The 13,401-nt window shown below is 66.8% G+C and carries 10 protein-coding genes; 3 read left to right on the top strand and 7 right to left on the bottom strand.

Annotation, left to right across the window (positions count from 1 at the left end; translation table 11 throughout):
• Positions 1–39 precede the first annotated feature (39 nt).
• The 4 genes from frr to rpsB form a co-directional block, all read right to left on the bottom strand.
• Positions 40–600, bottom strand: coding sequence for a ribosome recycling factor (gene frr, locus B7G54_RS12380; protein ID WP_085039355.1), 561 nt, complete (start codon positions 598–600; stop codon positions 40–42).
• Positions 601–691: 91 nt separating this feature from the next.
• Positions 692–1,405, bottom strand: a complete 714-nt coding sequence (pyrH, locus tag B7G54_RS12375) for a UMP kinase (RefSeq protein ID WP_011352459.1) — start codon at positions 1,403–1,405, stop codon at positions 692–694.
• Between the two features lie 163 nt (positions 1,406–1,568).
• Entirely contained in the window at positions 1,569–2,450 is an 882-nt protein-coding gene (gene tsf, locus B7G54_RS12370) for a translation elongation factor Ts (RefSeq protein WP_021159104.1), read from the bottom strand.
• A gap of 162 nt (positions 2,451–2,612) precedes the next feature.
• Positions 2,613–3,353, bottom strand: a complete 741-nt coding sequence (gene rpsB / locus B7G54_RS12365) for a 30S ribosomal protein S2 (protein ID WP_006752149.1) — start codon at positions 3,351–3,353, stop codon at positions 2,613–2,615.
• Positions 3,354–3,730: 377 nt separating this feature from the next.
• Here rpsB and map point away from each other — a divergent pair, with 377 nt between their 5' ends.
• The 3 genes from map to B7G54_RS12345 are packed head-to-tail and all read left to right on the top strand — an operon-like array spanning position 3,731 to position 9,173.
• Entirely contained in the window at positions 3,731–4,546 is an 816-nt protein-coding gene (gene map / locus B7G54_RS12355) for a type I methionyl aminopeptidase (RefSeq protein ID WP_021159103.1), read from the top strand.
• Positions 4,547–4,591: 45 nt separating this feature from the next.
• Entirely contained in the window at positions 4,592–7,168 is a 2,577-nt protein-coding gene (locus B7G54_RS12350; protein WP_085039354.1) for a [protein-PII] uridylyltransferase, read from the top strand.
• Between the two features lie 16 nt (positions 7,169–7,184).
• A complete protein-coding gene (locus tag B7G54_RS12345) occupies positions 7,185–9,173 on the top strand; it encodes a pseudouridine synthase (protein WP_085039353.1) in 1,989 nt (662 codons plus the stop codon).
• Between the two features lie 119 nt (positions 9,174–9,292).
• Here the strand turns inward: B7G54_RS12345 and def are convergent, their stop codons facing one another.
• The 3 genes from def to B7G54_RS12330 form a co-directional block, all read right to left on the bottom strand.
• Positions 9,293–9,826, bottom strand: coding sequence for a peptide deformylase (gene def / locus B7G54_RS12340; protein ID WP_085039352.1), 534 nt, complete (start codon positions 9,824–9,826; stop codon positions 9,293–9,295).
• On the bottom strand, positions 9,823–11,898 hold the full coding sequence (ligA, locus tag B7G54_RS12335) for an NAD-dependent DNA ligase LigA (RefSeq protein ID WP_085039351.1): 2,076 nt from the start codon (positions 11,896–11,898) through the stop codon (positions 9,823–9,825). The genes def and ligA overlap by 4 nt, the downstream gene beginning before the upstream one ends.
• A 178-nt stretch (positions 11,899–12,076) precedes the next feature.
• Positions 12,077–13,351: a cell division protein ZipA C-terminal FtsZ-binding domain-containing protein gene (locus tag B7G54_RS12330; RefSeq protein WP_085039350.1), complete on the bottom strand. Its 1,275-nt coding sequence runs from the start codon at positions 13,349–13,351 to the stop codon at positions 12,077–12,079.
• Positions 13,352–13,401 lie beyond the last annotated feature (50 nt).

The raw sequence follows: 13,401 nt of genomic DNA, 5'->3' as shown, positions 1-13,401 counted from the left end.
ACAGTAATGCGGGAAGAAGGCGGCGCGCGAGGACGGTCGTCAGACCGTCATGATCTCGGCTTCCTTGCTCTGCACGAGCTTGTCGATTTCGGCAACGTGCTTGTCGGTCAGCTTCTGCACGTCGTCGCTCGCACGGCGCTCGTCGTCTTCCGAGATTTCCTTGTCCTTCACGAGCTTCTTGAGCGCTTCGTTCGCGTCGCGGCGCAGGTTGCGGATCGCGACCTTGGCCGTTTCGCCTTCGCTCTTCACGACCTTGGTCAGCTCGCGGCGGCGCTCTTCCGTCAGCGCAGGCATCGGCACGCGGATCAGGTCGCCGGTCGTGGCCGGGTTCAGGCCGAGATCGGCTTCGCGAATGGCCTTCTCGACCTTCGCGACCATATTCTTTTCCCACGGCTGCACGCCGATCGTGCGCGCATCGACGAGCGTCAGGTTAGCGACCTGCGAGATCGGCACCATCGACCCGTAGTAGTCGACCTGCACGTGATCGAGCAGACCGGTGTGTGCACGGCCCGTACGGATCTTTGCCAGATCGTTCTTGAACGCTTCGATCGAGCGCTGCATCTTTTGCTCGACGCCCTTCTTGGTATCAGCGACACTCATTTCAACCTCCGAACCTTCTAACCTTCAAAGAACGCGGGCCCTGCCCGGCGCATCCGGCGCGCCGCGGCCAATGACCCGCATCCGCGGGAGTTTACACGTGGACGAGCGTTCCTTCGTCCTCGCCCAGCACGATGCGCTTGAGCGCGCCCGGCTTGTTGATCGAAAACACGCGAATCGGCAGCTTCTGGTCGCGGCACAGCGCGAAGGCCGTCGCGTCCATCACCTGCAGGTTGCGGCTGATCGCCTCGTCGAAAGTGATCGTCGTGTAACGCGTGGCCGACGGATCCTTCTTCGGATCGGCAGAATATACGCCATCGACCTTGGTCGCCTTCAGCACGACCTCCGCACCCACTTCCGAACCGCGCAGCGCAGCGGCCGTGTCCGTCGTGAAGAACGGGTTGCCCGTACCGGCCGCGAAGATCACGACGCGGCCTTCCTCGAGCTGACGGATCGCGCGGGGCCGGATGTACGGCTCGACGACCTGGTCCATCCGCAGCGCCGACTGCACGCGCGCCTCGATGCCGGCGTGGCGCATCGCGTCCTGCAGCGCCAGCGCGTTCATCATCGTCGCGAGCATCCCCATGTAGTCTGCCGTCGCGCGATCCATGCCGGCCGCGCCACCCGCAACACCGCGGAAAATATTACCGCCACCGATCACAACCGCGAGCTGCGTACCGAGACGCACCACTTCGGCGATATCGGCCACCATCCGTTCGATCGTCGCGCGATTGATGCCGAAGGCATCGTCGCCCATCAGCGCTTCGCCGGAGAGTTTGAGGAGGACGCGTTTATAGGCATTGGACATAGGGGCTTCCGAGCGACGAGAGGATGACAACCACGAACTGTAGGGGCGAAATACTGATTCGGGCAAGCGCCGACGGTCGAACCGGGTTTCCCGGCCAGCCGGCGGCGGCGCCGACCGCGGCGGAGCGGACGCCCGCCGCGGATACTGCCTGACTGCTTACGGCTTACTGCTGCTTTGCTGCTGCGACTTGCGCGGCCACTTCGGCGGCGAAGTCGTCCTGGCGCTTCTCGATGCCTTCGCCGACGACGAACAGCGCGAACTTCTGCACTGCCGCATTCGCTGCCTTCAGCATCTGCTCGATCGTCTGCTTGTCGTTCTTCACGAACGTCTGGTTCAGCAGCGACACTTCCTTCAGGTATTTCTGGACGCTACCGTCGACCATCTTCGCGACGATCTCGGCCGGCTTGCCCGATTCCGCAGCCTTCTGCTCGGCCACGCGGCGTTCCGTCTCGATCAGTTCCGCCGGCACGTCAGCCGACGACAGTGCGACCGGCTTCATGGCCGCGATGTGCATCGCGACGTCCTTGCCGACCTGCTCTTCCGCACCCGTGTACTCGACGATCACGCCGATACGCGCGCCGTGCAGGTACGTTGCGATCTTGTTTGCGGTTTCGAAACGGACGAAACGGCGGATCGAGACGTTCTCGCCGATCTTGCCGATCAGTGCCAGGCGCACTGCGTCGACCGTCGAGCCTTCGAGCGGCAGTGCCGACAGCGCAGCCACGTCGGCCGGGTTTTGCGTCGCGACGAGCTCTGCAACCGTCTTCGAGAATGCGAGGAAGTCGTCGTTCTTCGCGACGAAGTCGGTTTCGCAGTTCAGTTCGACCAGCGCGCCTGCGTTGCCGCCGACGAACGATGCGACGACGCCTTCTGCCGTCACGCGCGATGCCGCCTTGCTCGCCTTGTTGCCGAGCTTGACGCGCAGCAGCTCTTCAGCCTTGGCCAGATCGCCGTCGGCTTCCGTCAGCGCCTTCTTGCACTCCATCATCGGTGCGTCGGTCTTTGCGCGCAGTTCTGCCACCATGCTTGCGGTAATTGCCGCCATCATTCGCTCCTTGAGTCTGTATTCACAACGCCGCCCGCTTGGACGCGAACGGCCGAGATTCGTTTCCGGACCCGCACCGATTCGGCGCGATCAGGTCCGGCGCACAAGCTTAAAAAAAGGGGGCCTGTTGAGAGCCCCCTTTTTGCGCCGGCTCGGGGCCAGTTACGCGTTTTCCTCGACGTACTCGTCGTCGCCGCGTGCAGCCTGGACCACTTCGTTGACCGCGTTCGCACGGCCCTCGAGGATCGCGTCGGCCACACCTTCAGCGTACAGCGCGACTGCCTTGCTCGAGTCGTCGTTACCCGGGATCACGTAATCCACACCTTCCGGCGAGTGGTTCGTATCGACCACGGCGATGACCGGCACGCCCAGCTTGTTCGCTTCCGTGACGGCAATCTTGTGGTAGCCGACGTCGACGACGAAGATCGCGTCCGGAATGCCGCCCATGTCCTTCACGCCGCCGATCGACTTCTGCAGCTTCGCGATTTCGCGTTCGAACAGCAGCGCTTCCTTCTTGCTCATCTTCTCGAGCTCGCCTGCCTCGACTGCCGCTTCCATGTCCTTCAGGCGCTTGATCGAAACCTTCAGCGTCTTGAAGTTGGTCATCATGCCGCCGAGCCAGCGTGCGTTGACGAACGGCATGCCTGCGCGCTGCGCTTCCTGGGCGATCGTGTCACGCGACTGACGCTTCGTGCCGACGAACAGGATCGTGCCGCGGTTCGCTGCCAGCTGGCGCACGTACTTCTGTGCGTCCGTGAACATCGGCAGCGTCTTTTCGAGGTTGATGATGTGAATCTTGTTGCGGTGACCGAAAATGAACGGAGCCATCTTCGGGTTCCAGAAGCGCGTCTGGTGACCGAAGTGGACACCCGCTTCCAGCATTTGGCGCATCGTAACTGCCATGTAAATTCTCCACGAGGGTTGGGTCTTAAGCCGGCTGCCGTACCGCCGCGCGAACCTGCCCCGAAGGGCGCGAATTCCGCGCGGCCGGCACCCTGGTTGCGCCGGCTTGCGATTCGACACGTGCGAAATGCTCGTGCCGCAAGCCTTTCACCGCAATGCCGCCCCAAAACGGGGCACATCGGCATTTGGATATCGACTTAGCCAAAGAGTATAGCACGCCGATTTGTCCGCTCTCAAGTCGCTCACCACTTTCGCTTGCCGCGCGGCAGCGGGCCGGACAATCCGCGAAAACCCGCATCCGCACCGCCGGCAGGGGCTGCGACGCCTGCCAGAAGGTGCGATAATCCGTCAATTCACCGCATTCCAGGCATACCTCGATGGCTATTACGCTCAAAAACGAACACGATATCGCCGAGATGCGCGTCGCCTGCCGTCTCGCGAGCGAAGTGCTCGACTTCATCACGCCGCACGTCGTCGCAGGCATCACGACCGCCGAGCTCGACCGCCTCTGTCACGAGTTCATGCTCAACGAACAGGGCACGATCCCGGCGCCGCTGAACTACCAGCCGCCCGGCTACCCGCCGTACCCGAAGGCCACCTGCATCTCGGTCAACGACGTGATCTGTCACGGCATTCCCGGCGAGAAGGTGATCAAGAACGGCGATGCGCTGAACATCGACATCACCGTGATCAAGAACGGCTACTTCGGCGACACGAGCCGGATGTTCATCGTCGGCGAAGGTTCGATCCTCGCGAAGCGCCTCGTGCAGACCACCTACGAATGCATGTGGCTCGGCATCGACCAGGTCAAGCCCGGTGCGCACCTCGGCGACATCGGCTACGCGATCCAGAAGCACGCGGAAGCGCAGGGCTACAGCGTCGTGCGCGAATACTGCGGCCACGGCATCGGCACGGTGTTCCACGAGGATCCGCAGGTCGTTCACTACGGCCGTCCGGGCACGGGCATCGAACTGAAGGCCGGGATGATCTTCACGATCGAGCCGATGATCAACGCCGGCAAGCGCGACATCCGCACGATGCCCGACCAGTGGACGGTCAAGACGCGCGACCGCAGCCTGTCGGCGCAGTGGGAACACACGGTGCTCGTCACCGAAACCGGCTACGAGGTGCTGACCGTGTCGGCCGGCACGCCGGCGCGCCCCGTGTTCGCGCAACCGGCCGCCGCAGTCTGAGCGCCGTCGCGCCAGCCCGCCCCACCCGCACCTGAACGGCTGCCCATGAGCGCTCACGCTGCCCCCTCGCCCGAAGCGCTGTCGCGGCGCGCCGAATTCAAGGCCGCCAAGACGGCGAGGCTCGAGCGCTTTCGCCGCGCGACGAACGTCGCGTCACTGATGCACGCGCTGTCGAAACTCACCGACGATGCGCTGAAGTGCGTGTGGGACGAATGCGGGCTGCCCGCGACGCTTGCGCTCGTCGCCGTCGGCGGCTACGGGCGCGGCGAGCTCGCGCCCTATTCCGACGTCGACATCCTCGTGCTGCTGCCCGATGGGCACGACCCGGCGCTCGACGCGCGCATCGAGCGCTTCATCGGGATGGCATGGGATCTCGGCCTCGAGATCGGCAGCAGCGTGCGCACGGTCGCGCAGTGCATCGAGGAGGCATCGCAGGACGTCACCGTGCAGACCTCGCTGCTGGAAGCGCGCCGCATCGTCGGCAGCACCGCGCTGTTCGAGCGCTTCACGGTGCGCTACCACGAGGCGCTCGACGCCCGCGCGTTCTTCACCGCGAAGGTGCTCGAGATGCGCCAGCGCCACGCGAAGTTCCAGGACACGCCGTACAGCCTCGAACCCAACGTGAAGGAAAGCCCCGGCGGATTGCGCGACCTGCAGACGATCCTGTGGATCGCGCGTGCGGCCGGTTTCGGCAGCAGCTGGCGCGAACTCGACACACGCGGCCTCATCACCGATCGCGAAGCGCGCGAGCTGCGCCGCAACGAAGGTTTCCTGAAGACGCTGCGCGCGCGGCTGCACGTGATCGCCGGCCGCCGCCAGGACATGCTCGTGTTCGACCTGCAAACGCAGGCGGCCGAGAGCTTCGGCTACCAGCCGACGCAGGCCAAGCGCGCGAGCGAGCAGCTGATGCGCCGCTATTACTGGGCCGCGAAAGCCGTTACGCAGCTCGCGACGATCCTGATCCAGAACATCGAGGCGCAGCTGTTCCCCGCGACGAGCGGCATCACGCGCGTGCTGTCGCCCGACCGCTTCGTCGAGAAGCAGGGCATGCTCGAAATCGTCGACGACGGCGTGTTCGAACGTCACCCCGACGCGATCCTCGAAGCGTTCCTGCTGTACGAGACGACCCGCGGCGTAAAGGGCCTGTCCGCCCGCACGCTGCGCGCGCTGTACAACTCGCGCGAGATCATGAACAACGCGTGGCGCCGCGATCCGCAGAATCGCGACACCTTCATGCGGATCCTTCAGCAACCCGAAGGGATCACGCACGCGTTCCGGCTGATGAACCAGACGAGCGTGCTCGGCCGCTACCTGCTGAATTTCCGCCGCATCGTCGGCCAGATGCAGCACGACCTGTACCACGTGTACACGGTCGATCAGCACATCCTGATGGTGTTGCGCAACATCCGCCGCTTCGCGGTGGCCGAGCATGCGCATGAATATCCGTTCTGCAGCCAGCTGATCGGCAACTTCGAGCGCCCTTGGGTGCTGTATGTCGCGGCGCTGTTCCACGACATCGCGAAGGGCCGCGGCGGCGACCACTCGACGCTCGGGATGGCCGACGCACGGCGCTTCTGCCGCGAGCACGGCATCGCCGGCGACGACGCGGCGCTGATCGTGTGGCTCGTCCAGCATCACCTGACGATGAGCCAGGTCGCGCAGAAGCAGGACACGAGCGACCCCGAAGTCATCAAGCGTTTCGCCGAAGTCGTCGGCAACGAGCGGTACCTCACCGCGCTGTACCTGCTGACCGTCGCCGATATCCGCGGCACGAGCCCGAAGGTGTGGAACACGTGGAAGGGCAAGCTGCTCGAGGACCTGTACCGCATCACGCTCGCGGTGCTCGGCGGCGCGAACCCCGACGCGCATTCGGAGCTGAAGTCGCGGCAGGAGCAGGCGCTCGCGCTGCTGCGCCTCGAGACCGTGCCCGACGACGCGCATCGCGCGCTGTGGGATCAGCTCGACGTCGGCTTCTTCCTGCGGCACGACGCGGCCGACATCGCATGGCAGACACGCGTGCTGTACCGGCACGTAAACGCCGAAACCACGATCGTCCGCGCGCGGCCGTCGCCGATCGGCGACGCACTGCAGGTGCTCGTGTACGTGAAGGATCGCCCCGATCTGTTCGCGGGCATCTGCGCGTATTTCGACCGCAACGGGCTGTCGGTGCTCGACGCGCGCGTCAGCACGACGCGGCACGGCTATGCGCTCGACAACTTCATCGTCACGCAGACCGAACGTGACGTGCGGTATCGCGACATCGCGAATCTCGTCGAACAACAGCTCGCGTCGCGGCTCACCGAAACCGCACCGCTGCCGGAGCCGTCCAAGGGCCGCCTGTCGAGGCTGTCCCGGACGTTTCCGATCACGCCGCGCGTCGACCTGCGGGCCGACGAGCGCGGCCAGTACTACATCCTGTCCGTGTCGGCCAACGACCGGCCAGGCCTTCTCTATTCGATCGCGCGCGTACTCGCCGAGCATCGGATCGGCGTCCACGCGGCGCGGATCAATACGCTCGGCGAACGCGTCGAGGACATCTTCCTGCTTGCGGGCGCCGGCCTGTCCGACAACCGCCTGCAGATCCAGCTCGAAACCGAATTGCTGCGTGCGATCGCAGTCTGAGTGAATTCCAGCGTTTATGCGCACCAAATTAACCGTCAAGAATCCGAAGCCGGCGTCGCCGACCCGCGCCCCTGTCCGCTCCGGCAGCCACGTCGCCCGCAAGGCGGTACGCCCCGCTGCGCCGCCCGCAGGGGACAAGCCGGCCCGCCCGAAGCAGGCGGCCCCGGCCGCCGCCGGCGAACGCACGTTCAAGCCGCGCGCTGCCGCGGGCGCCGAACGCCCGGGTGCGGATCGCGCACCCGCCAAGCGTGCGCCGCGTGACGGCGGTGCCGAACGCAGCTATCGCGGCGCTGACGGCAAACCCGACGCGCGTCCGCCCCGTCGCGACGACGATGCGCGGCCGCGTCGCGCAGGTGCCGGCGAAGGCGGCGCACGTGCGCCGTATCGCGACAAGGCCGCCGGCGAAGGCGCGAAGCGCAGCTTCGGCGATCGCCGCACGTCGTCGGATCGCCCGCCCCGCCGTGATGACGATGCCCGCCCGCGCCGTACAAGTGCCGGCGAAGGCGGCGCACGCGCACCGTATCGCGACAACGCAGCCGGCGAAGGTGCGAAGCGCAGCTTCGGCGACCGCCGCACGTCGTCGGATCGCCCGCCCCGCCGTGATGACGACGCGCGTTCGCGCCGTGCAGGTGCCGGCGAAGGCGGCGCACGCGCACCCTATCGTGACAACGCAGCCGGCGAAGGCGCGAAGCGCAGCTTCGGCGACCGCCGCACGTCGTCGGATCGCCCGGCTCGCCGCAGCGACGACGACGCACGTCCGCGCCGTGCAGGTACCAGCGAAGGTGGCGCACGCGCACCCTATCGTGACAACGCAGCCGGCGAAGGCGCAAAGCGCAGCTTCGGCGACCGCCGTACGTCCTCGGATCGCCCGCCCCGCCGCGATGACGACGCACGTCCGCGTCGCGCAGGTGCCGGCGAAGGTGGCGCACGCGCACCGTATCGCGACAAGGCTGCCGGCGAAGGTGCGAAGCGCAGCTTCGGCGACCGTCGCACGTCGTCCGATCGCCCGCCCCGCCGCGATGACGACGCACGACCGCGTCGCGCAGGTGCCGGCGAAGGTGGCGCACGCGCACCGTATCGCGACAAGGCCGCCGGCGAAGGCGCGAAGCGCAGCTTCGGCGATCGACCTGCTCGCCCCGCCCGCGACGGCGAGCGTGGCAGCGCCGAGCGCCGCTCGTCCGGCGCGGGCCCGAAGACCGCACAACCCGTCAAGCGCCAGGCGGCCGACGTCGACTACGGCGATGAAACGGGCCTGATGCGCCTGTCGAAACGGATGTCCGAACTCGGCATGTGCTCGCGTCGCGAAGCCGACGAATGGATCGAAAAGGGCTGGGTACTCGTCGACGGCGAACGCATCGACACGCTCGGCACCAAGGTCCGCGCTGACCAGAAGATCGAGATCGACGAACGGGCGAGCGCCGCACAGGCCGCGCAAGTGACGATCCTGCTGCACAAGCCGGTCGGCTATGTGTCGGGCCAGGCGGAAGACGGCTACGAGCCCGCGGCCGTGCTGATCACGCGCGCGAACCGCTGGAGCGGCGACCATTCGCCGGTGCGTTTCTCGCCGCAGCACCTGCACGCACTCGCACCGGCCGGCCGCCTGGACATCGATTCGACCGGCCTGCTCGTGCTGACGCAGAACGGCGTGATCGCGAAGCAGCTGATCGGCGAACAGTCGGATATCGACAAGGAGTACCTGGTGCGCGTGCGCTTCGGCGAGCGGCTCATCGACATCGACCAGCACTTCCCCGCGGAATCGCTCGCAAAGCTGCGCCACGGCCTCGAACTCGACGGCGTCGCGCTGAAGCCCGCGATGGTGAGCTGGCAGAACGGCGAGCAGCTGCGCTTCGTGCTGCGCGAAGGCAAGAAGCGCCAGATCCGCCGCATGTGCGAACTGGTGGGCCTCGACGTGATCGGCCTGAAGCGCGTACGGATGGGCCGCGTGATGCTCGGCGCGCTGCCGCAAGGCCAATGGCGCTATCTGTCGGCCGACGAGACGTTCTGACTGCGGGCGCGCCACCTGCGCCATGCAATGAAAAAGCCCGCTTGCGCGGGCTTTTTTGTTTCCGGTGGACGGGATCTCGCGATACGGCGCGTCGGCTTGCCGGCCGCTTCGCCTGCGGATCAGTCGTCGGATGCCGGATCGAGCCCCGGGAACAGCACTTCCGTGAAACCGAAGCGCGTGAAATCGGTGATCCGCATCGGATACAGCTTGCCGATCAGGTGATCGAATTCGTGCTGGACCACACGCGCGTGGAACCCGTCGGCAACGCGATCGATCTTCTCGCCGAACTGGTCGAAGCCGCTGTAGCGCACCTTCGCGTAGCGACTGACGACGCCGCGCATGCCCGGCACCGACAGGCAGCCCTCCCAGCCCTCTTCCATGTCCGGCGGCATGTATTCGACCTTCGGGTTGATCAACACGGTCTCGGGTACCGGCGGCGCGTCCGGGTAACGGTTGTTGTTGCCAAAGCCAAAGATGATGATCTGCTGCCCGATGCCGATCTGCGGCGCGGCCAGCCCTGCGCCGTTCGCATGGTGCATCGTCTCGAACATGTCAGCGACGATCTCGTGCAGTTCGGGGGTATCGAACCGCTCGACCGGCTTCGCGACTTCGAGCAGGCGCGGATCGCCCATCTTCAGGATCTCGCGAATCATGGCGTATTGCCCTCCAGGAGTTGGTGCAGGCCGTCTTCGTCCAGCACGGGGATGCCGAGTTCCTCGGCCTTCGCGAGCTTGCTGCCGGCTTCGGCGCCCGCGACCACGTAATCCGTCTTCTTCGATACCGAACCGGCCACCTTCGCGCCCGCCGCTTCGAGCATTTCCTTCGCGGCATCGCGCGTGAGCGTCGGCAGCGTGCCCGTCAGCACGACCGTCTTGCCGGCCAGCACGCCCTGCGGCGCCTTCGGCGCGGGCGGCCCTTCCGGCCACGTCACCTTGCCCGGCGCGCGCAACTGCTCGATCACGGTCCGGTTGTGCTCTTCCGCGAAGAACTGGTGGAGCGACTCGGCGACGATCGGCCCGACGTCGTTGACTTCGAGCAGTTCCTCGATCGAGGCGTCCATGATCGGCGTCAGCGAGCCGAAATGCTTCGCGAGATCCTTCGCGGTCGATTCGCCCACGTGACGGATGCCGAGCGCGTAGATGAAGCGCGCGAGCGTCGTGTGCTTCGCCTTCTCGAGCGAGTCGAGCAGATTCTGCGCGGACTTCTCGGCGAAGCGGTCGAGCTCGGCGAGCGTCGCAAAGCCGAGATTGAACAGGTCGGCCGGCGTACGCACGAGATTCAGCTCGACGAGCTGGTCGATGATCTTCTCGCCGAGCCCGTCGATGTCGAGCGCGCGGCGCTGCGCGAAGTGCCACAGCGCCTGCTTGCGCTGCGCCGGGCAGAACAGGCCGCCCGTGCAGCGCGCGATCGCCTCGTCCGGCAGGCGCTCGATCTTCGAGCCGCACACCGGGCATTCGGTCGGCATCACGAATTCGGCCGCCTCGGCCGGGCGCCGGTCGAGCAGCGCGCCCACCACCTCGGGGATCACGTCGCCCGCGCGGCGCACGATCACGGTATCGCCGATCCGGATGTCCTTGCGGCGCACCTCGTCCTCGTTGTGCAGCGTCGCGTTCGTCACGGTCGCGCCGCCGACGAACACGGGCTCGAGGCGCGCAACCGGCGTGATCGCGCCCGTACGGCCGACCTGCACGTCGATCGCGACGAGCGTCGTCAGCGCTTCCTGCGCGGGGAACTTGTGCGCGAGCGCAAAGCGCGGCGCACGCGACACGAAGCCGAGGCGCTCCTGCTCGTCGCGCCGGTTGACCTTGTAGACGACACCGTCGATGTCGTACGGCAGCGACTCGCGCTTCTCGCCAATCTTGCGGAAGAAACCGAGCAAGCCTTCAGCGCCATGCACGACCGCGCGCTCGCGATTCACGGGCAGGCCCAGCGACTCGTACCAGTCGAGCAGCGCGCTGTGCGTATCGGGCATCGGCATCCCGTCGAGCACGCCGATCCCGTACGCGAAGAACGACAGCGGACGCTGCGCGGTGATCTTCGAGTCGAGCTGGCGCAGGCTGCCGGCCGCCGCGTTGCGCGGGTTCGCGAATTCGCGCTGCTCGGCCGCACGCTGGCGTTCGTTCAGGCGTGCGAAATCGCGCTTGAACATCAGCACCTCGCCGCGCACGTCGAGCACGGCCGGCACGTTCGTGCCCTTCAGCTTCAGCGGAATCGAGCGGATCGTGCGCACGTTCTCGGTCACGTCCTCGCCCGTCGTCCCGTCGCCGCGCGTCGACGCCTGCACGAACACGCCCTGCTCGTAACGCAGCGAGATCGCGAGGCCGTCGAACTTCAGTTCGCACGCGTATTCGACGGGCTCCGTCACCGAGCCGGCGAGATCGGTCGTCTTGTCGAGCGCGTCGGCGACACGCTTGTCGAACGCGGCGATGTCCTCGTCGGCGAAGCCGTTGTTCAGCGACAGCATCGGCGCGTCATGGACGACGGGCGTGAAGCCGCCGGCCGCCTCGCCACCCACGCGCTGCGTCGGCGAATCGGGCGTCACGAGTTCGGGATGGTCGGTTTCGAGCTGTTGCAGTTCGCGGAACAGTCGGTCGTATTCGGCGTCGGGCAGATCCGGCTGGTCGAGTACGTAATAGGCGTAGTTCGCCCGCTCGAGTTGGTCGCGCAGCCACGCGGCGCGCGCGTCGGGCTGGCTGGCTGGCGGTTCGGCTTGGGTTCGGGCCATGCTGGCAGCAGATTCGTTCTGGGAAAATCGGATGCCCGATTATCTCAGTTTGACGCCGCAGCGGGGCGTGCAATGCACGCCCGATGCGCGTGCTGCAGCGCAAACAGCGAGGTGTGCGCTGCAGCGACGAACGGCGGCACCCAAGCCTGCCCGCCGTCCGTCCGTTCGGCCGTTCGCGTTACTGGCTGAAGAGGCGGCGCGTGACCGGCGAACCGGCCGGGATGCCGGCTTCCTCGAGCTTCGCGTAGAGCTTCATCAACTGCTGCTCGATCGCCAGCAGCGTCGACTCCGGCAGCGGCCGGCGCGAATCGTCGACCACGCGTGCGCCGATCCGTTCGGACAGCGACTTCGCGTAGTCGCACATCAGCCGGAACGGCAGGATGTCCTCTTCGGCGACCGGCACGTCGAGCACCAGCGTGATCATGTTGCCGCCCTTGTACGTGAGGTCGTCACGCAGGAAGTTCGTATCGCCGAACTGCAGCATGAACACGGGGTTCTGCTTCGCGTCGAGCTTCACGAAACGCGTGCCGTCGCGCGACAGCAGCAGCCCGTCCTGCGACGCGACCGCCTGCACGTAGTTCGCCGACCACGGCGCGCCGTCCGACATCACGTTGATCGACAGCTGCGCGTCGCACTGCGCGGCAAACGCGTCGAGCTCGCGCGCCATCGCGACTGTTTCCATCATGTCCGGGAATTCCGGCGCGCCGTCGATCGCGTCGGCGAACTGCTGGACGCCCGTCACGAATTCGGAGAACTCGAGCTCGTTCAGCGCGCCGCTGCGGTTCGCGAGCTGCGCGGCCGCGCGCAATTCTTCGTAGCGCACGCCGTTCTGCAGCAGTTCCCACTGGCCGCCTTCCGGCTTGCCTTCGATATGCACAGGCTTGCTGCCCGCCCGACGCAGCCGCTGCGCGGCCGGCAGGATCTTGTCGCCCGGCAGCGACCCGCCGAGGCGGATCGGCACGATACAGTCGATCCGGCGATCGACGATCGCGGGCGGCGCCGACGAGATCGTCGTCGCGGCCGGCAGCACGGGTTCGGCCGGCTCGGCAGCGTCGGCGGTCGCCTCGTGCGCGACGGCCGGTGCGGCCGCTTCACCGGCAACCGGCTCGACCGACTCGGTCGGCGTATCGACGCCGGTCGCCTCGGCCTGCAGATCGGCCGGCATGTCGGCGGGCGCGGCTCCGCCGAACGTCGGCTCGACGCGCGCGACTTCGGCCGGCGTGCCGGCCGCGGCGGCCGGTGCCGCGGGCTCGCGGCGCACCGGCTGACGCACCGGCTCGATGAACGGCAACTCTTCGTCGCGCTCCGGGCGGTTCATCGCCTCGGCCGCTTCCTCCGGCATCGGACGCGGCATCCTGCGCCGCACCTTCGCGCCCTGCCATGCGTTGTAGACCACGACGCCGCCCACCACGACGGCGCCCGCGCCGATCAAACCGAGTGTCAACTCGTCCATGCACGCTCCATCAGCAATTCTTGTTCGTCGGAACCGCGAACGGGCGCCCA

Origin of the sequence: Burkholderia puraquae (assembly GCF_002099195.1) — a bacterium.
Taxonomy (GTDB): Bacteria; Pseudomonadota; Gammaproteobacteria; order Burkholderiales; family Burkholderiaceae; genus Burkholderia; species Burkholderia puraquae.
This window is presented reverse-complemented; position numbering and strand designations above follow the sequence as displayed.